We start from the raw sequence: 19,521 nt of genomic DNA, 5'->3' as shown, positions 1-19,521 counted from the left end.
GCCCGTACGCCTTTGTACGGGACGTTCAGGGGGTGCGCGTCAGACCATCAGCGCACGGTCCGTCGGGCGGATCGGGGCCGGCAGCTCGCTGGCGCCCGCGAGGCGGCGGTCCACCCCGCGTGCGGCCGAGCGGCCCTCCGCGATCGCCCACACGATGAGCGACTGGCCGCGGCCCGCGTCACCGGCGACGAACACGCCCGGCACGTTGGTCTGGAAGTCGGCGTCGCGGGCGATGTTGCCCCGCTCGTCGAGGTCCAGGCCGAACTGCTCGACCAGGCCGTTGTCGCGGTCGGTGCCGGTGAAGCCCATGGCGAGGGTGACCAGCTGGGCGGGGATCTTGCGCTCGCTGCCCGGCTTCGGGGTCAGCTTGCCGTCGATGAACTCCACCTCGGTGAGGTGCAGCCACTGGACGTTGCCGTCCTCGTCGCCCTCGAAGTGGGTCGTCGAGACGGAGTAGACCCGCTCGCCGCCCTCCTCGTGCGCGGAGGTGACCTTGTAGAGCATGGGGAACGTCGGCCACGGCTGGTGCGGGGCACGGTCCTCGCCCGGCTGGGGCATGATCTCCAGCTGCGTGACGGAGGCCGCGCCCTGGCGGTGGGCGGTGCCCACGCAGTCCGCGCCGGTGTCGCCGCCGCCGATGACCACGACGTGCTTGCCCTCGGCCGTGATGGGGGGCGCCACGAAGTCGCCCTCCTGGACCTTGTTGGACAGGGGCAGGTACTCCATGGCCTGGTAGATGCCCTGGAGCTCGCGGCCGGGCACCGGCAGATCGCGGGCCGTGGTCGCGCCGACGGCCAGGACCACCGCGTCGTACCGCTTCTTCAGGTCCGTCGCCTTCAGGTCGCGGCCGATCTCGATGCCCGTACGGAAGCGGGTGCCCTCCGCGCGCATCTGCTCGATACGGCGGTTGATGTGCCGCTTCTCCATCTTGAACTCGGGGATGCCGTAGCGGAGGAGGCCTCCGATGCGGTCCGCGCGCTCGTAGACGGCGACCGTGTGGCCGGCCCGGGTGAGCTGCTGGGCGGCGGCCAGACCGGCCGGGCCCGAGCCGACGACCGCGACCGTCTTGCCGGACAGGCGCTCCGGGATCTGCGGGGCGACGTCCCCGGTCTCCCACGCCTTGTCGATGATCGAGACCTCGACGTTCTTGATGGTGACGGCCGGCTGGTTGATGCCGAGCACACACGCCGACTCGCAGGGAGCGGGGCACAGACGGCCCGTGAACTCCGGGAAGTTGTTCGTCGCGTGCAGCCGCTCCGAGGCGGCGGCCCAGTCCTCGCGGTAGGCGTAGTCGTTCCACTCGGGGATGAGGTTCCCCAGCGGACAGCCGTTGTGGCAGAACGGGATGCCGCAGTCCATGCAGCGGCTGGCCTGCTTGCTGATGATGGGCAGCAGGGAGCCGGGGACGTAGACCTCGTTCCAGTCCTTGAGGCGCTCCTCGACCGGACGGGACTTGGCGACCTCGCGGCCGTGGTTCAGAAAGCCCTTCGGGTCAGCCATTGATCGCCGCCTCCATCATCTTCTCGTGGGTCTCGGTCTCGGAGAGACCGGCTCGCTCGGCGGCGTCCTTGGCGGCGAGCACTGCCTTGTACGTGCTGGGGATGATCCTGCTGAAGCGCTCGACGGCGGTGTCCCACTCGGCCAGGAGCTTCTCGGCGACGGTCGAGCCCGTCTCCTCCTGGTGGCGGCGGACCACGTCGTGCAGCCACTGCTTGTCGGTGTCGTCCAGCGGCTCGACGGCGTCCACGTTGCCGACGTTGACGTTGTCGCGGTCCAGGTCGATGACGTACGCGATACCGCCGGACATACCGGCCGCGAAGTTGCGGCCCGTCTCGCCGAGCACCACCGCGTGACCACCGGTCATGTACTCGCAGCCGTGGTCGCCCACACCCTCGGAGACGACCGTGGCGCCGGAGTTGCGGACGCAGAACCGCTCGCCCGTACGACCGCGCAGGAACAGCTCGCCGCCGGTAGCGCCGTAGGCGATGGTGTTGCCCGCGATCGTCGAGTACTCGGCGAGGTGGTCGGCGCCGCGGTCCGGGCGGACGATGACCCGGCCGCCGGAGAGGCCCTTGCCGACGTAGTCGTTGGCGTCGCCCTCCAGGCGCAGCGTGACACCGCGCGGCACGAACGCGCCGAAGGACTGGCCGGCGGAACCGGTGAAGGTGATGTCGACGGTGTCCTCGGGCAGGCCCGCGCCGCCGAACTTCTTCGTCACCTCGTGGCCGAGCATGGTGCCGACCGTGCGGTTGATGTTGCGGATCTGCACCTGGGCGCGCACCGGCTGGGCCTCGGTGGCGTCCGAGGCGGACAGGGCGTCGGCGGCCAGCTTGATCAGCTGGTTGTCGAGCGCCTTCTCCAGACCGTGGTCCTGGGCGATCAGCTGATGGCGGACCGCGCCCTCGGGCAGCTCGGGCACGTGGAACAGCGGCTCCAGGTCCAGGCCCTGCGCCTTCCAGTGGTCGACCGCGCGGGTGACGTCGAGGGCCTCGGCGTGACCGACGGCCTCCTCAATGGAGCGGAAGCCCAGCTCGGCGAGGATCTCGCGAACCTCTTCGGCGATGTACTTGAAGAAGTTCACGACGTACTCGGCCTTGCCGGAGTAGCGCTCGCGCAGCGTCGGGTTCTGGGTGGCGATGCCGACCGGGCAGGTGTCCAGGTGGCAGACGCGCATCATGACGCAGCCGGAGACGACGAGCGGCGCGGTCGCGAAACCGAACTCCTCGGCGCCGAGCAGCGCGGCGATGACCACGTCGCGGCCGGTCTTCAGCTGGCCGTCGGTCTGCACGACGATGCGGTCGCGCAGGCCGTTGAGCAGCAGCGTCTGCTGGGTCTCGGCGAGGCCGAGCTCCCAGGGACCGCCGGCGTGCTTGAGCGACGTCAGCGGCGAGGCACCCGTACCACCGTCGTGGCCGGAGATCAGGACGACGTCCGCGTGCGCCTTCGAGACACCCGCGGCGACCGTGCCGACGCCGACCTCCGAGACCAGCTTGACGTGAATCCGCGCCTGCGGGTTCGCGTTCTTCAGGTCGTGGATCAGCTGGGCCAGGTCCTCGATGGAGTAGATGTCGTGGTGCGGCGGCGGCGAGATGAGGCCGACGCCCGGCGTCGAGTGACGCGTCTTGGCGACCCACGGGTAGACCTTGTGGCCGGGCAGCTGGCCGCCCTCGCCGGGCTTGGCGCCCTGGGCCATCTTGATCTGGATGTCGTCCGCGTTGACCAGGTACTCGGAGGTCACACCGAAGCGGCCGGAGGCGACCTGCTTGATGGACGACCGGCGGGCCGGGTCGTACAGACGCTCCGCGTCCTCGCCGCCCTCACCGGTGTTGGACTTGCCGCCCAGCTGGTTCATGGCGATGGCGAGGGTCTCGTGCGCCTCCTGGGAGATGGAGCCGTACGACATGGCGCCCGTCGAGAACCGCTTGACGATCTCGGAGACCGGCTCGACCTCGTCGATGGAGATCGGCTGCCGGCCCGACTTGAAGCCGAACAGGCCGCGCAGCGTCATCAGCCGCTCGGACTGCTCGTTCACGCGCTCGGTGTACTTCTTGAAGATGTCGTAGCGGCCGGAGCGCGTGGAGTGCTGCAGGCGGAAGACCGTGTCCGGGTCGAACAGGTGCGGCTCGCCCTCGCGGCGCCACTGGTACTCGCCGCCTATCTCCAGCGCGCGGTGCGCCGGGGCGATGCCGGAGGCCGGGTAGGCCTTGGCGTGGCGGGCGGCGACCTCCTTGGCGATGACGTCGATGCCGACGCCGCCGATCTTGGTGGCCGTGCCGTTGAAGTACGCCTCGACGAAGGTCTCGTCCAGGCCGACGGCCTCGAAGACCTGGGCTCCGCGGTAGGAGGCGACGGTCGAGATGCCCATCTTGGACATGACCTTCAGCACGCCCTTGCCGAGGGCGTAGATGAGGTTGCGGATGGCCTGCTCGGCCTCGATGCCGGGCAGGAAGGTGCCGGCGCGGACCAGGTCCTCGACGGACTCCATCGCCAGGTACGGGTTGACGGCGGCGGCGCCGTAGCCGATGAGCAGGGCGACGTGGTGGACCTCGCGGACGTCACCGGCCTCGACCAGCAGGCCCACCTGGGTGCGCTGCTTGGTGCGGATGAGGTGGTGGTGGACGGCCGCGGTGAGCAGCAGCGACGGGATCGGCGCGTGCTCGGCGTCGGAGTGGCGGTCCGACAGGACGATCAGCCGGGCGCCGTTCTCTATGGCGGCGTCGGCCTCGGCGCAGATCTCATCGATGCGCGCGGCCAGCGTGTCACCGCCGCCGTGCACCCGGTACAGGCCGGAGAGCGTCGCGGCCTTGAAGCCGGGCATGTCGCCGTCGGCGTTGATGTGGATGAGCTTGGCCAGCTCGTCGTTGTCGATGACCGGGAAGGGCAGCAGGACGCTGCGGCAGGAGGCCGCGTTCGGGTCGAGCAGGTTGCCCTGCGGGCCCAGCGCGGAGCGCAGCGAGGTGACGAGCTCCTCGCGGATCGCGTCCAGCGGCGGGTTGGTGACCTGCGCGAACAGCTGGGTGAAGTAGTCGAAGAGCAGCCGCGGGCGGTCCGAGAGCGCCGCGATCGGCGAGTCGGTGCCCATCGAGCCGATCGGCTCGGCACCGGCCTTGGCCATCGGCGCGACGAGGACGCGCAGCTCCTCCTCGGTGTAGCCGAAGGTCTGCTGGCGGCGGGTGACCGAGGCGTGGGTGTGGACGATGTGCTCGCGCTCGGGCAGGTCGCCCAGCTCGATCTCGCCGGCTTCCAGCCACTCCGCGTACGGGTTCTCGGCGGCGAGTTCGGCCTTGATCTCGTCGTCCTCGATGATGCGGTGCTCGGCGGTGTCGACGAGGAACATGCGGCCGGGCTGGAGGCGGCCCTTGCGGACGACCTTGGCCGGGTCGATGTCCAGGACGCCGACCTCGGAGCCGAGGACGACGAGGCCGTCGTCGGTGACCCAGTAGCGGCCGGGGCGCAGACCGTTGCGGTCGAGCACGGCGCCGACCTGGACGCCGTCGGTGAAGGTGACACAGGCCGGGCCGTCCCAGGGCTCCATCATCGTGGAGTGGTACTGGTAGAAGGCGCGCCGGGCCGGGTCCATGGAGTCGTGGTTCTCCCACGCCTCCGGGATCATCATCAGCACGGAGTGCGGCAGGGAGCGGCCGCCCAGGTGCAGGAGTTCGAGGACCTCGTCGAAGGAGGCGGAGTCGGAGGCGTCCGGCGTACAGACCGGGAAGATCCGCTCTATGGCCTTGTCGTCCGAGCCGAACAGGTCGGAGACGAGCTGCGACTCGCGGGCGACCATCCAGTTGCGGTTGCCCTTGACGGTGTTGATCTCACCGTTGTGCGCGACGAACCGGTAGGGGTGGGCCAGCGGCCACGACGGGAACGTGTTCGTCGAGAACCGGGAGTGCACGAGCGCGACCGCGGAGGCGAAGCGGCGGTCGGACAGGTCCGGGAAGAAGGGCTCGAGCTGGCCGGTGGTCAGCATGCCCTTGTAGACGATGGTCCGCGCGGACAGCGACGGGAAGTACACGCCGGCCTCGCGCTCGGCGCGCTTGCGCAGCACGAACGCCTTGCGGTCGAGGGCGATGCCCGTCGAGGACCCGTCCGCGACGAAGATCTGGCGGAAGACCGGCATGGTCGACCGGGCGGTGGCGCCCAGCAGCTGGGGAGCGACCGGCACCTCGCGCCAGCCGAGCACCGTGAGGCCCTCCTCGGACGCGATCGTCTCGATCTTCGAGACGGCGTCGGCGGTGGAGTCCTCCGGCAGGAAGGCGATACCGACGGCGTAGCCGCCGGCCTCGGGCAGCTCGAATCCGGCCACGTCACGGAAGAAGGCGTCCGGAACCTGCGACAGGATGCCGGCGCCGTCGCCGGAGTCGGGCTCGGAGCCGGTGGCACCGCGGTGTTCGAGGTTGCGCAGGACGGTCAGAGCCTGCTCGACCAGCGTGTGGGACGCCTCGCCTGTGAGGGTGGCGACGAAGCCGACGCCGCAGGCGTCGTGCTCGTTGCGGGGGTCGTACATACCCTGCGCAGCAGGGCGAGCATCCATGAAGGACCAGTTCTGGCCATTCGCGGAGTGCTGGGACGGCTGGCGCGGCGTACGCATCGGCTCTCCCGTCGTCGTCATGTGGCATATGCAAGGTGCCGAGGGACGACGTTGGCCCTCTGCGTGATCGCAAAATTTCGTGCAGGTTACATGATGGAGCGGTTCTCGGGAAGCGGGATAATCCGTTCCAACATGCGGACACCGTAGGTGTGCGACAGGGGTTCCGCGCCGACGGTGGAAGCTATGGGGGGCCAGTACGGAACGACCGGGTGAGATCGATGCCCGTCGGGCCCGGTGGCGGGAACGGGCGCCTTCACCCATCCCGCTGGGGTGCGCGGCGAGCGTCGTTGCCCGCAGCGCTTACGGCTCATGCCCGGTGATTGCGGATCCGAAACCAGCGAGTAACGGCTATTTATACGGCCTCACGCATAAGTCCGAGCCGAGCTATCCTACGGCCGTTCCGAACAGGGTGCCCAGGGCGTACGTCACACCGGCCGCCGCGCCTCCCAGCAAGAGTTGCCGCAGTCCGCTGTACCACCAGGTGCGGGCCGTCACCTTGGCCACCACCGCACCACACAGGAAAAGCCCCAGCAGCGCCAGGAGCACGGCGGGCCACAGGGTGCTCGCCCCCAGCAGATACGGCAGTACGGGAATCAGCGCGCCCAGCGCGAAGGAGCCGAAGCTCGACACCGCGGCCACGGTGGGCGAGGGCAGATCGCCGGGGTCGATGCCCAGCTCCTCGCGGGCATGGATCTCCAGCGCCTGCTCGGGATCCTTCGACAGCTGCCGGGCGACCTCCCGGGCCAGCTTCGGCTCGACGCCTCTCCCCTCGTAGAGCGAGGCCAGCTCGGCTTCCTCGTCCTTCGGGTGCTTGCGCAGCTCGCGCCGTTCCACGTTCAGCTCGGCCTCGACGAGCTCGCGCTGCGAGGCCACGGAGGTGTACTCGCCGGCGGCCATGGAGAAGGCACCGGCGGCCAGCCCCGCGAGTCCGCTGATGACCACGGTCTGCTGACCGACGGCCCCGCCGGCGACACCGGTCATCAGGGCCAGGTTGGAGACGAGGCCGTCCATCGCACCGAACACCGCGGGACGCAGCCAGCCGCCGTTCACGTCCCGGTGCGTGTGGTTGTCCCGGTGCGCCTCGTGCAGCGTCGCCTCGGTCTCGATGATGGCCATGAAAGATCCCCACTCCCCTACTTGGACATGTTCCAGTTTTCGACAACACTCAAAATACGCTCCGCATTCCGCTCCCGCCAGCAAGGAAAGGCTGCGCTAACCTGCGGTTTTACCTTTACCTGCTCACTTGATAACGATCTTGCACAGATGTCGACCGGGTGATGCTGAGGTTCTTGAGGCTCGGGCGGATCGCCGGAGTGGGACACATCCCGTATGGCATCGATCGCCTGCATCCCCTCCGTCCCGGCGCCCGGGGACGCCGCCGCGCTCCGCGAACGGGCACGGGGCGCACTGCTGGGCCTGGCCGTCGGTGACGCCCTCGGCGCCCCCGCCGAGAACATGAAGCCGTCCGAGATCCGCGCCCGGTGGGGCCGTATCACCGGCTACGTCAGCGACAACCCGTCCGGCACGGACGACACCGAGTACGCGATCTTCTCCGGTCTCCTCCTGGCCCGGCACGGCTCCGCGCTCACCCCGGCGCATGTGGAGGCGGCCTGGCACGAGTGGATCGCCGACCGCGACGAGGGCCCCTTCCGGGGCGCCGGCTTCAGTGAACGCGGCACGCTGGAGAACCTGCGCAGGGGCCTGGCCGCCCCGATCTCCGCCCAACACCGGCATGCCTGGAGCGACGGCCTGGCCATGCGCGCGGCCCCCTTCGGGGTGTTCGCGGCGGGCCGCCCGGCGGAAGCGGCCCGACTGGTCGCCATCGACGGCTCGGTGAGTCACGACGGCGAGGGCATCTACGGCGGCCAGGCGGTGGCGGCGGGTGTGGCGGCGGCGATGGCGGGCGCCCCGGCGATCGCGGTCGTGGCCGCCGCCCTCGCGGTCGTGCCGGACGACTCGTGGACGGCCCGCAGCCTGCGCCGCGCGGTCGCGGTGGCCCACCGCGGCGAACGGGCGGTCCGCTCCGCCGTCGTCATCGGCGGCTACCCCTGGACCGACCTGGCTCCCGAGGCGGTCGCCCTCGCCTTCGGCGCGTACGCGGCGGCCGACGGCGACTTCGAGCGGTCCGTCCTGACCGCGGTGAACATGGGCCGCGACGCGGACACGACGGCGGCGGTGGCGGGGGCGCTGGCGGGCGCGACGCAGGGCGTCTCGGCGATCCCGGAGGCCTGGGCCACCCCCATCGGCCCGGTCCGCGGCCGCTGCCTGCCGGCGATGGCGGGCTACCACGTACGGGACGTGGCGGACCTGCTGACGGCGGACCGTGAGACGGAGGTACGAGCATGAGCCCTCTCCAGGGGCCACCCGCGGCCGCCGACGGCGAAAGCGCCCCACGGGAGACCAGGACCCCTCGGGTGACCGTTACGGGCGGTGCGCGGGTGGGAGGCAAAAAGGCCGAAGGCCTCCTGCTCGGACTCGCCGCCGGAGACGCCGCCGGCTGGCCCGCCGCCCGCCACAGAGCCGCCCGCATGCCCGACTGGACCCGCCGCCTCACCCGCGAACTGGACACCTTCGCCGAACACAACGCCACCACCACCCTCCCCGTCCCCATCGCCCTGAACCAACCCCCCGAACCCCTCCGCCTCGGCCCCTCCGACGACGCCGAATGGGCGGCCTTCGCCGCCGAGGCCCTCCTCCGCGCCGGCGACGACACCGTCCTGAACGACCTCAGCCGAGAACGCCGCACCCGAGCCGCGATCGACCTCACCTGGAACGCCATCGCCAGCGAGGTGGCCGCCGCGGCGGACCGCGCCCCCGAGATCGAGTCCGCCGTCCTCCCCCTGCGCGCCCGCATCTCCGTCCGCGCCGGCCTCGGCAACCTCGCCACCGGTCTGCGACCGCCCGCCACCGGCCACGACAACCCGCACTACTTCGACGACGCGGCCTGCGTACGCGCCTGCGTCCTGGCCATGGCCCACCCGGGCGACCCGGGCCGCGCCGCCGCACTCGCCGAGTTCGACGCCCGCTACACCCAGGACGGCGACGGCGTACACGGCGCCCGCGCGATGGCGGCGGCCCTCGCTCTCGCCCTGGCCGGGGCGGACGTCGACGCCTGTGTCACGGCGGCCCTCGCCGAACTCCCCGAGGAGACGGAGATCGGCCGCAACGCCCGGCACGCCCTGCACCTCGCCGCCGCCGCGGACAGCGCCTTCGCCCTGGTCCCGCCCCTGGAACACCAGATCGTCGACCACGTCTACAGCTACGGCATCGCCGCCGCCGAAACGGTCCCGGTCGCCCTCGCCCTGGCCACCGCCGCCCGCGGCCGCATCGCGGAGGCCGTCCCCGCCGCGGCCTGTCTGTCCCGGGTCGCGGACTCCGCCCCGGCCCTGGCGGGCGCCCTCACCGGCGCACTGGGCGGCGGCGCCTCCATCCCGGCCTCCTGGCGGGAGACCTGCCGCACGCTCTCCGGCTGCGCCCTCCCCCGTCTCACCGGCACCGACCTCGTAGAACTCGCCGAACTCCTCGAAGCCGCACTACCGGCCCGCCCAGGTGGATGATGCGGCCATGCACCCCAAACCACACCAAAACACCTCATTGGACGAGCGGATCGCCGGTGCCCTGGTCGGCGCGGCCGTGGGCGACGCCCTCGGCGGCCCGGTCGAGGGCTACTCCCCCGAGCAGATCCTCGAACGCCACGGCGGCCGCGTCCACGGCATCGTCGGCCCCTGGCACGGCGACGCCTGGCGCACGGCCCGCCCCCTCGCCCCGTACCACAAGGGGGACGGCCACGTCACCGACGACACCTTGATGACCCACGCCCTGGTCCGCGTCTACGCCCGGGTCCGCGACCACCTGGACGCCTACGCGATCGCCGACCACCTGGTCCCCGACCTGATGACCGAGCCGCGCTGGATCCCGGAACTGGAGACCGAGGCCCTCCCCCTCCAACGGATCTTCCTGGCGGAGAAATGGCTGGTGACGAGGCTCCACTACGGCCATGCCGACCCGCGCGAGGCCGGCACCGGCAACATCGTCAACTGCGGTGCGGCGATGTACATGGCCCCGGTGGGCCTGGTCAACGCGGCCGATCCGGCGGCGGCGTACGCCGAGGCCCTCGACATCGCGGGCGCGCACCAGTCGTCGTACGGCCGTGAGGCGGCGGGCGTCCTGGCCGCGGCGGTGGCGGCGGCGTGCACGCCCGGCGCGACCCCGGACTCGATCGTCTCGACATGCCTCTCCCTCGCGAAGGACGGCACCCGCACCGCCATCGAGCGGGTCTGCGAGGAGGCCTCCCGCCACACGGACTTCGAGTCGGCGCTGCGCCCCCTGCGCGAGGCGGTCGCCCCCTACGACACGGTGGGCCCCGACTACCGTTCCCCTTCCCTCGGCGCCCGCCGCCCTTCCCGCCTCCACGCGATCGAGGAACTCCCCGTAGCCCTGGGCCTGTTGCTCGTGGCCGGGGGCGACTACCGCCACGCGGTCCTCGGCGCGGTGAACTACGGCCGCGACTGCGACTCCATCGCCACGATGGCAGGGGCCATGGCCGGCGCCCTCGGCTCGCCGGTCCCCGAGGACTGGTCCAAGACGGTCGCGGAGGCCAGCCGCCTGGACCTCTGGGAACCGGCTGCGGCCCTCACGGCCGTGACCCGCGAGATCTTCGCCCGGGACGTGTCCCGCCGCCGCACCCACGAACAGGCCTTCGCGTCCCTCGGAGGCCCGGCATGCTCCGACTGACCTGGGTCCAGCCGGAGGACCTGATCGGCCACGAACTCCGCCAGGCCTCCCAGGACGGCCGCGAGCCGAAGGCGATCGCGGCCCGCTGGAAGGCGGCGGGCGGCCAGGAGGCTCCTCTCACAGCAGGCGCGTCCCCGACCCCGGCGTCCCGATACCTCCGCCAGTTGGCAGAAGACCTCCTGGACGAACTGGCGGACCTGCCGAGCGCCTTGGCCGACGACGAACCGACGGACCTGGAGGAGATCAGACGCCTGTGCCCGGACTGGCCAGAGCCTGCGGGCAGTCGCGCCGCCGCCACGCCGCAGCACCTGGAAGCCGCCTGGCTGGGCCGAGCCGCCGGCTGCCTCCTGGGCAAACCAGTGGAGAAGCTCCCCCTGGAAGCCATCCGCCAACTGGCCAAGTCCACCGGCAGCTGGCCCCTCACCACCTACTTCACCGCCCGAGGCGTCCCCGAAGACCTCCTCCTGAAGCACCCCTGGAACCGCCGCTCAGCGCATACCTCCCTCGCCGAGAACATCGACGGCATGCCCGAGGACGACGACCTCAACTACCCCCTCCTCAACCTCCTCGTCCGCCAACGCCACGGCAGCACCTTCACCACCACGGACGTGGCCCGCACCTGGCTCGACGAACTCCCCGCCGGCCGCACCTTCACCGCCGAGCGCATCGCCTACCGCAACCTCCTCTCCGGCCTGGAACCCCCGCACACCGCCCGCCACCGCAACCCGTTCCGCGAATGGATCGGCGCCCTGATCCGCGCCGACGTCCACGGCTGGACCAACCCCGGCGACCCGGCCGCCGCCGCGGAACAGGCCCACCGCGACGCCACGCTCACCCACACCGCCAACGGCGTCTACGCGGCGATGTTCACGGCGGCCACCCTCGCGACCGCCGCGACCGGCGCACAGGACATCCACGCCTGCCTGCGCACCGGCCTCACCGTCGTCCCCCCACGCTCCCGCCTCGCCCGAGCCGTCCACCACGCCGTCCGACTGGCCCGGGAGCACAGCGACTTCGACACGCTCGTGGACGAACTCCACGCCACCCACTCCCCCACGTACCACTGGGTGCACGCCGTCCCCAACACCGCCCTGATCACCGCCGCCCTCACCCACGCGAACGGCGACTTCTCCGGCTCCGTCTGCCGTGCCGTGAGCGGCGGCTGGGACACCGACTCCAACGGCGCGACGGCCGGCAGCGTCGCAGGCCTGCTGGCCGGACACCCCGCGGCGCTCCCCGACCGCTGGACGGCTCCGCTGAAGAACCGTCTCTCCACGTCCGTCGGCGATTTCGACGGCATCGGCTTCGACGCTCTCGCCCACCTCACGCACCGGGAGACCCACCGCCCATGACCGCTGCCACGCCCCCGCCCGCGACCGCTCCCATCACCGCGCCCCTCACCGGCCTCCGCGTCCTCGACCTTGCCACCCTCTTCGCCGGCCCGCTCGCCGCCACCCTGCTCGGCGACTTCGGCGCCGAGGTCGTCAAGGTCGAGCACCCGTCGAAGCCCGACCCTTCTCGCGGCCACGGCCCGTCGAAGGACGGCATCGGCCTGTGGTGGAAGACGCTGGGCCGCAACAAGCGCACCATCACCCTGGACCTGTCGAAGCCCGGCGGCCGCACCACCCTCCTGCGCCTCGCCGCCACCGCCGACGTGGTCATCGAGAACTTCCGCCCCGGCACCCTGGAGAAGTGGGACCTGGGCTGGCCGGAGCTGTCGGCCGCCAACCCGCGCCTGGTCCTGGCCCGCGTCACCGCGTTCGGCCAGTTCGGCCCCTACGCGCACCGCCCCGGCTTCGGCACCCTCGCCGAGGCGATGAGCGGCTTCGCCGCGATCACCGGCGAACCGGACGCGCCCCCGACCCTGCCACCGTTCGGCCTGGCCGACTCCATCGCGGGCCTGACGACGGCGTACGCGGTGATGACGGCGCTGGCCGCACGCGAGCGCACCGGCGAGGGCCAGGTCGTCGACATGGCCCTGATCGAACCGATCCTGGCCGCCCTCGGCCCCCAGCCCCTCTGGTACGACCAGCTCGGCCACGTCCAGCCCCGCACCGGCAACCGCTCCCCCAACAACGCCCCGCGCGGCGTCTACCGCACCGCGGACGGCACCTGGGTCGCCGTCTCGACCTCGGCCCAGTCGGTCGCGGAGCGCGTGATGCACCTGGTGGGCCGCCCGGAACTGATCGACGAACCGTGGTTCGCCACCGGCGCCGACCGTGCCCGCCACGCCGACCTCCTGGACGAGGCGGTCGGCTCCTGGATCGCCGCGCGCACCCGCACGGACGTCCTGTCGGCCTTCGAGAAGGCGGAGGCGGCGGTGGCCCCGGTCCAGGACGTCCGGGACGTGATGGCGGACCCGCAGTACCAGGCCCTGAACACCATCACCACGGTCGACGACCCGGAACTGGGCCCCCTGCGCATGCAGAACGTCCTCTTCCGCCTCTCCGCCACACCCGGCGCGATCCGCTGGGCCGGCCGCCCGCACGGCGCCGACACGGACGAGGTCCTGACCGAGCTGGGCCTCACCCCGGCCGACCTCACGGCGCTGCGCACCGAGGGCGCCCTGTGACGGCGGCGTACCCGCTCACCTGGCTGTACGCCCCGGGCGACCGCCCGCACCTGGTGGCGAAGGCCCTCACCTCGGGCGCCGACATCATCGTGGTCGATCTGGAGGACGCGGTCGCCCCGGACCGCAAGGCCTACGCCCGCGCCGCCACCGCCGACCTGCTCGGCAGCCTGCCACCGGTCCCGGTCCATGTCCGCGTCAACGCCCTGGACACCCCTTGGGCCGCGCCGGACATCGCGGCCGTGGCCCGCGCCCCCGGCCTCTGCGCCCTGCGGCTCCCCAAGATCACCTCACCCGCCGAGATCGTCCGGATCGCCGAGCGCGCCGTCCCTCCGGGGCTGCCCCTGTACGCCCTGCTGGAGTCGGCCCTCGGTGTGGAACAGGCGTACGCCATCGCCGGGGCCCACCCGTCCCTGCGGGGCATCGCGCTCGGGGAGGCGGATCTGCGGGCCGACCTGGGCGTACGGGACGACGCGGGTCTGGACTGGTCCCGCTCCCGGGTGATCGTGGCCGCCCGGGCGGCAGGGCTGCCCCCGCCAGCGCAGTCGGTCCACCCGGACATCCGCGACCTGGAGGGTCTGGCCGCCTCCTGCGCCCACGGCCGCGCGCTGGGCTTCCTGGGCCGCGCCGCGATCCACCCACGCCAGCTGCCGGTCATCGAACGCGCCTATCTGCCCACCGAGGGGGAGATCGAACAGGCGGAGACGATCCTCAAGGCGGCGGCGACGCAGCAGGGCGCCCAGGCTCTGGCGGACGGCTGCTTCGTCGACGCGGCGGTGGTGACGGCGGCCCAGCGCACGCTGTCCCTGGCCCGCCACCGCTGAGACACACCGAGGGCGCCCGGAGCATCTCCGGGCGCCCTTGGTCACACGTACACGTACGGCGGACGGTCAGGTCTTCTTCGCCGACCCGGCCCCGTCCTTGGCCTCGTCGTCCTTGGCCTCGTCCTCGGCCTCGTCGGCTTCCTTGTCAGCGTCAGCGGCGGCCTTCTCGCCCCCGTCGGCTTCACCGCCGGAGGCCTCCGCGCCGGGCTCCACGACCTCTTCCCGGCCGGGGCTCTTCTTCGAGGAGATCACCAGGTAGGCGACCGCGAGCAGGAACACCAGGATCGCGGTCCACACGTTCAGCCGGAGGCCCAGGATGTGGTGGGCGTCGTCGACGCGCATGTACTCGATCCACCCGCGCCCCGCGCAGTACGCGGCGACGTACAGCGCGAACGCCCGCCCGTGTCCGAGCCGGAAGCGGCGGTCGGCCCAGATGACCAGGACCGCGACGCCGATGCACCAGAGCGACTCGTACAGGAACGTCGGGTGGTAGGTGCCCGGCACGCGCCCGTCCGCCGAGGACGTGATCTCCAGGGCCCACGGCAGGTCGGTCGGCTTGCCGTACAGCTCCTGGTTGAACCAGTTGCCCCAGCGGCCGATGGCCTGGGCGAGGGCGATGCCCGGGGCGACGGCGTCGGCGTAGGCCGGCATCGGGATGCCCCGGCGGCGGCAGCCGATCCACGCGCCCAGCGCGCCCAGCGCGATCGCGCCCCAGATGCCGAGACCGCCCTCCCAGATCTTGAAGGCGTCCACCCAGTCACGGCCCTCGCTGAAGTACAGCTCGTAGTCCGTGATCACGTGGTAGAGCCGGCCGCCGACCAGGCCGAAGGGCACGGCCCAGACCGCGATGTCGGCCACCGTGCCGGCCCGCCCGCCCCGGGCGATCCAGCGCTTGTTGCCGAGCCAGACGGCAACGAAGACGCCGATGATGATGCAGAACGCGTAGCCGCGCAGCGGAATGGGGCCGAGGTACAGCACCCCGCGCGACGGGCTGGGAATGAAGGCAAGTTCCATGGCAAGGTCGACGCTACCCTGCCGCACCGGGCCCACGGCAGGCAGCCCGGCTACGGGTCCATAACGGGGGCGTGAGAAAGGCCTTTACCCCTTGTTCGCCTCCAGCACCATCTTCTTCAGCTTCGCCGGGGTCATCGCCGCGTCCTTGTAGACGTTCTCGCCCTTGAACAGCACGGTCGGCGTGCCCGAGAAGCCGCCCTTGTTGAAGGCCTGATGGGACTTGGCGACCCAGCCGTTGTGCGTGCCGTTCTGCACGCACGTGCGGAAGGCGGGGGTGTCCAGGCCGTCGACCTTGCCGGCCAGCTCGATCAGCTTGTCGTTGTCGGCGTAGGCGTCGTCGACCTCGGGGGGCTGGTTGTCGAAGAGCACGTCGTGGTACGCGGGGTACTTCCCGGCGTCCTGGGCGCAGGCCGCGGCGTTGGCCGCGTTGCGGGAGCCGGTGCCGCGCATGTTGCCGTCGATGAGGGTGACGAGGTGGTACTCCACCTTCAGCTCGCCGGCCTTGGTCAGCTCGTGGATCACCGGCCGGTACGTCGTCTCGAAGGACTTGCAGGCCGGGCAACGGAAGTCCTCCCACACCGTGAGCGTGGACTTGGCGCTGTCCTTGCCGACCGGGATGGCGAGGCCGTCCTTGCCCTGCGCTCCCGAGGGGGCCACGACCGGGCCCGACGCCTCGCTGTCGTCCTCCTTGCCGGCGTTGGCGGCGACGACGCCGATCACCGCCGCGAGACCCAGGACGGCGACGACGGCCCCGCCCACGATCAGCGCGCGCCGGCGCTTGTCCGCGGACTTCTGCTTCTCACGCTCGACCGCCAGCTTCTCCCGGGCGGTGCGCTTTCCCTCACGGTTCTTCTCGCTCACACCCCGGAAACGAACCGGGGAGGCGCACCGCGCCTCCCCGGCCCCAGGTCCACCCTTACGAGGGACCGGTATGACTTCCCGGTTTCTTACGCCTGCCGGCGCACGCCCTTCGCGAGGTCGCCCGCGAGCGCGCGGACGGCCTCGACACCGGCCGCGTCGTCCGGGGCGTCCAGCATGGCCTTGACGAACGCCGAGCCGACGATCACGCCGTCGGCGAAGCGGGCGACCTCGGCGGCCTGGGTGGCGTCGGAGACGCCGAGCCCCACGCAGACCGGCAGGCCGGTGCCGGTGGCGCGGGTGCGTGCCACCAGGTTCTCGGCCTGCGAGCTGACGGTCGCGCGGGTGCCGGTGACGCCCATGAGGGAGGCGGCGTAGACGAAGCCGCTGCCCGCGGCGGTGATGTCCGCGAGCCGCTCGTCCTTGCTGCTGGGGGCGACGACGAAGACCGTGGCGAGCCCGTGCTTCTCCGCGTGCTCCCTCCACAGCGCCGACTCCTGCACGGGCAGGTCGGGCAGGATGCACCCGGCGCCGCCCGCCTCGGCGAGCTCGGCGGTGAACCGCTCGACGCCGTAGCGGTCGATGGGGTTCCAGTACGTCATGACCAGGATGGGCTTGCCGGTGGCCCGGTGGGCCTCGCGGACCGTGCGCATCACGTCGGCGATCCTCACGCCGCCGCGCAGCGCGATGTCGTCGGCGGTCTGGATGACGGGGCCGTCGAGGACGGGGTCGCTGTGCGGCAGACCGACCTCGACGACGTCGGCGCCGCCGTCGATGACGGCCTTGACGGCCTCGATGCCGCCGTCCACGGTCGGGAACCCGGCCGGGAGGTAGGCGATCAGGGCCGACCGGCCCTCGGACTTCGCCGCTGCGAGGGTGTCGCTCAACAGCTCGATGTTGCCGCTCACTTGGCGTCCCCCTCGATCTCTGCGGTGTCGGTGTCCGCGTCGGCGGCGACCTCGGCGTCGGTGTCGTAGAGGCCGAAGTAGCGGGCGGCGGTGTCCATGTCCTTGTCGCCGCGGCCGGACAGGTTGACCACGATCAGCCCGTCCTTGCCCAGTTCCCTGCCGACCTCCAGGGCGCCGGCCAGCGCGTGGGCGCTCTCGATGGCCGGGATGATGCCCTCGGTGCGGGACAGCAGGCGCAGGGCCTGCATGGCCGCGTCGTCGGTGACCGCGCGGTACTCGCCGCGGCCGGAGTCCTTGAGGTAGGAGTGCTCGGGGCCGATGCCCGGGTAGTCCAGACCGGCGGAGATCGAGTAGGGCTCGGTGATCTGGCCCTCGTCGTCCTGGAGGACGTACGAGCGCGAGCCGTGCAGGACGCCGGGCTCGCCCGCGGTCAGGGTGGCCGCGTGCTCACCGGTCTCGACGCCGTGGCCCGCCGGCTCGCAGCCGACGAGGCGTACGTCCGGGTCCGGGATGAAGGCGTGGAAGAGGCCGATGGCGTTGGAGCCGCCGCCGACGCAGGCGATCGCCGCGTCGGGGAGGCGTCCGGCGCGCTCCAGGAGCTGGCGGCGGGTCTCGACGCCGATGACCCGGTGGAAGTCGCGGACCATGGCCGGGAAGGGGTGCGGGCCGGCGACCGTACCGAAGAGGTAGTGCGTGTGGTCGACGTTGGCGACCCAGTCGCGGAAGGCCTCGTTGATGGCGTCCTTCAGCGTGCGGCTGCCGGACTTCACGGCGATGACCTCGGCGCCGAGCATGCGCATGCGGGCGACGTTGAGGGCCTGGCGCTGGGTGTCGATCTCGCCCATGTAGATCGTGCACTCGAGGCCGAAGAGCGCGCACGCGGTGGCCGTGGCGACGCCGTGCTGGCCGGCGCCCGTCTCGGCGATGACGCGGGTCTTGCCCATGCGCTTGGTGAGCAGGGTCTGGCCGAGCACGTTGTTGATCTTGTGGGAGCCGGTGTGGTTGAGGTCTTCCCGCTTCAGGAAGATCCGTGCGCCGCCCGCTTCCGCGGCGAAGCGGGGGACCTCGGTGAGTGCCGAGGGGCGACCGGTGTAGTTGACCAGGAGGTCGTCGAGTTCCTTGGCGAACTCCGGGTCGTGCTTGGCCTTGTCGTACTCGACTGCCACTTCGTCGACTGCGGCGACGAGGGCCTCGGGGATGAACTTGCCGCCGAAGGCCCCGAAGTAGCCTTCGGGGTTCGGGGTTTGACCCTCCGGGTCGGGGATGAAGAACTGACTGGGCATGCGAATACCTTCACGGTGAGTTGTGTGTGGAATGCACTAGTCGCCGTGGGGGCGGGATCGTCTGTTGACTGCGGGCCGTGTGTGGTTGCTCGCGCAGTTCCCCGCGCCCCTAAAGGCCCTGCTGCCATCGCATGCCGTTGACCTGGCCCGGTTCGTCACCGATGACGTACCGCACACGGCGGCCGTGGACCCGGCGGGCCGGGGCTCGGCAGCCGCGGGGGCGGCAGCCGCGCGCGAGGCGGGCGTACCGGTCCACGGTCGTCATGGTGAGAGTCATCGGGGCAAGCCTAGCGGGAGATCAGCCCCGGCCGTGCCGGAGTGCGGGATGTTCGCCCGCCGCCACCAGGTCGGAGACCGCCGTCTTGGGGTCCTTGCCGGTGACGAGGGACTCGCCGACCAGGACCGCGTCGGCGCCGGCGTTGGCGTAGGCGATGAGGTCGTGCGGGCCGCGGACGCCCGACTCGGCGATCTTGATGATGTGGTCGGGGATCTCGGGCGCCAGGCGCTCGAAGGTGCCGCGGTCGACCTCGAGGGTCTTGAGGTTGCGCGCGTTGACGCCGATCACACGGGCGCCGGCGTCGACCGCCCGCTCGACCTCGTCCTCGTCGTGCACCTCGACGAGCGGGGTGAGCCCGATGGACTCGGCGCGCTCGATGAGGGACTCCAGGGCGGGCTGGTCGAGGGCCGCGACGATCAGCAGGACGACGTCGGCGCCGTAGGCCCGGGCCTCCCAGAGCTGGTACGACGTGACGACGAAGTCCTTGCGCAGGACGGGGATGTCGACGCGGGCGCGGACCGCCTCGAGGTCGGCGAGCGAGCCTCCGAAGCGCCGCTGTTCCGTGAGGACCGAGATGACGGCCGCGCCGCCCGCCTCGTAGTCCGCGGCGAGCCCGGCCGGGTCGGCGATCGCGGCCAGCGCGCCCTTGGACGGGCTGGAGCGCTTGACCTCGCAGATGACCTTGACGCCGTCGCCGCGGAGTGCCGCCGCGCCGTCCTTGGCCGCGGGAGCCTTCGCCGCGCGCTCCTTGAGTTCGTCGAGGCTGACGCGCGCCTGCCGCTCCGCGAGGTCGGCACGGACTCCGTCGATGATCTCGTCGAGCACACTCACGCGAGCGGCCCCCTTCCAGACGGTTGACAGTTCCAGCGACCATCGAAACCGGTGGTCACTGCGATGGTATCCGCAGCGGGGCGTAGGCCTCACATCCGGTTGACGCCTGGTCCCACTACCTGGACGTCTGCC

15 protein-coding genes are annotated in these 19,521 nt (G+C 71.7%); 6 read left to right on the top strand and 9 right to left on the bottom strand.

Annotated elements, in window-relative coordinates; all coding sequences use genetic code 11:
- Positions 1 to 39: 39 nt before the first annotated feature.
- The 3 genes from ACFT4A_RS10625 to ACFT4A_RS10615 form a co-directional block, all read right to left on the bottom strand.
- A complete protein-coding gene (locus ACFT4A_RS10625; protein WP_382827846.1) occupies positions 40 to 1,500 on the bottom strand; it encodes a glutamate synthase subunit beta in 1,461 nt (486 codons plus the stop codon).
- Entirely contained in the window at positions 1,493 to 6,091 is a 4,599-nt protein-coding gene (gene gltB, locus ACFT4A_RS10620) for a glutamate synthase large subunit (RefSeq protein ID WP_382828469.1), read from the bottom strand. The genes ACFT4A_RS10625 and gltB overlap by 8 nt, the downstream gene beginning before the upstream one ends.
- Positions 6,092 to 6,475: 384 nt before the next feature.
- Positions 6,476 to 7,207, bottom strand: a complete 732-nt coding sequence (locus tag ACFT4A_RS10615) for a VIT1/CCC1 transporter family protein (RefSeq protein WP_382827844.1) — start codon at positions 7,205 to 7,207, stop codon at positions 6,476 to 6,478.
- 213 nt (positions 7,208 to 7,420) lie between these two features.
- On the opposite strand from ACFT4A_RS10615, the gene ACFT4A_RS10610 reads away from it, so the two are divergent.
- Genes ACFT4A_RS10610 through ACFT4A_RS10585 form a run of 6 tightly spaced genes read left to right on the top strand, consistent with a single transcriptional unit; the run spans position 7,421 to position 14,218 of the window.
- Complete coding sequence (locus ACFT4A_RS10610) at positions 7,421 to 8,437, top strand: ADP-ribosylglycohydrolase family protein (protein ID WP_382827842.1); 1,017 nt, start codon at positions 7,421 to 7,423, stop codon at positions 8,435 to 8,437.
- Positions 8,434 to 9,648 carry an ADP-ribosylglycohydrolase family protein gene (locus ACFT4A_RS10605; protein ID WP_382827839.1) on the top strand — a complete coding sequence of 405 codons (1,215 nt, stop codon included), beginning with the start codon at positions 8,434 to 8,436 and terminating at the stop codon, positions 9,646 to 9,648. The genes ACFT4A_RS10610 and ACFT4A_RS10605 overlap by 4 nt, the downstream gene beginning before the upstream one ends.
- A 7-nt stretch (positions 9,649 to 9,655) precedes the next feature.
- Positions 9,656 to 10,825 carry an ADP-ribosylglycohydrolase family protein gene (locus ACFT4A_RS10600; protein WP_382827837.1) on the top strand — a complete coding sequence of 390 codons (1,170 nt, stop codon included), beginning with the start codon at positions 9,656 to 9,658 and terminating at the stop codon, positions 10,823 to 10,825.
- Complete coding sequence (locus tag ACFT4A_RS10595) at positions 10,813 to 12,177, top strand: ADP-ribosylglycohydrolase family protein (RefSeq protein WP_382827834.1); 1,365 nt, start codon at positions 10,813 to 10,815, stop codon at positions 12,175 to 12,177. The genes ACFT4A_RS10600 and ACFT4A_RS10595 overlap by 13 nt, the downstream gene beginning before the upstream one ends.
- Positions 12,174 to 13,397 carry a CaiB/BaiF CoA transferase family protein gene (locus tag ACFT4A_RS10590; RefSeq protein WP_382827831.1) on the top strand — a complete coding sequence of 408 codons (1,224 nt, stop codon included), beginning with the start codon at positions 12,174 to 12,176 and terminating at the stop codon, positions 13,395 to 13,397. Before ACFT4A_RS10595 ends, ACFT4A_RS10590 begins: the two co-directional genes overlap by 4 nt.
- Complete coding sequence (locus tag ACFT4A_RS10585) at positions 13,394 to 14,218, top strand: HpcH/HpaI aldolase/citrate lyase family protein (RefSeq protein ID WP_382827828.1); 825 nt, start codon at positions 13,394 to 13,396, stop codon at positions 14,216 to 14,218. The genes ACFT4A_RS10590 and ACFT4A_RS10585 overlap by 4 nt, the downstream gene beginning before the upstream one ends.
- Before the next feature lie 66 nt (positions 14,219 to 14,284).
- Here ACFT4A_RS10585 and lgt read toward each other — a convergent pair whose 3' ends face one another.
- The 6 genes from lgt to trpC all read right to left on the bottom strand — a co-directional run bounded on the left by lgt (position 14,285) and on the right by trpC (position 19,389).
- Positions 14,285 to 15,232 (bottom strand): prolipoprotein diacylglyceryl transferase, encoded by a 948-nt coding sequence (gene lgt, locus ACFT4A_RS10580; RefSeq protein WP_382827825.1) that lies wholly within the window; start codon positions 15,230 to 15,232, stop codon positions 14,285 to 14,287.
- Between the two features lie 84 nt (positions 15,233 to 15,316).
- The gene (locus tag ACFT4A_RS10575; RefSeq protein ID WP_382827822.1) at positions 15,317 to 16,093 is read right to left on the bottom strand and encodes a DsbA family protein; all 777 of its coding nucleotides are present in this window, start codon (positions 16,091 to 16,093) and stop codon (positions 15,317 to 15,319) included.
- Between the two features lie 86 nt (positions 16,094 to 16,179).
- Entirely contained in the window at positions 16,180 to 16,998 is an 819-nt protein-coding gene (gene trpA, locus ACFT4A_RS10570; RefSeq protein ID WP_382827819.1) for a tryptophan synthase subunit alpha, read from the bottom strand.
- Entirely contained in the window at positions 16,995 to 18,281 is a 1,287-nt protein-coding gene (gene trpB / locus ACFT4A_RS10565; RefSeq protein WP_382827816.1) for a tryptophan synthase subunit beta, read from the bottom strand. Before trpB ends, trpA begins: the two co-directional genes overlap by 4 nt.
- A gap of 109 nt (positions 18,282 to 18,390) precedes the next feature.
- On the bottom strand, positions 18,391 to 18,558 hold the full coding sequence (trpM, locus tag ACFT4A_RS10560) for a tryptophan biosynthesis modulator TrpM (protein WP_382827813.1): 168 nt from the start codon (positions 18,556 to 18,558) through the stop codon (positions 18,391 to 18,393).
- A gap of 21 nt (positions 18,559 to 18,579) precedes the next feature.
- A complete protein-coding gene (gene trpC / locus ACFT4A_RS10555; protein WP_193480575.1) occupies positions 18,580 to 19,389 on the bottom strand; it encodes an indole-3-glycerol phosphate synthase TrpC in 810 nt (269 codons plus the stop codon).
- Positions 19,390 to 19,521: the final 132 nt, after the last annotated feature.

Origin of the sequence: Streptomyces sp. NPDC057099 (genome assembly GCF_042671245.1) — a bacterium.
In the GTDB taxonomy this organism is placed as follows: Bacteria; Actinomycetota; Actinomycetes; order Streptomycetales; family Streptomycetaceae; genus Streptomyces; species Streptomyces purpurascens.
The sequence above is the reverse complement of the archived record's forward strand: the minus strand, read 5'-3'. Positions and strand labels throughout refer to the sequence as shown.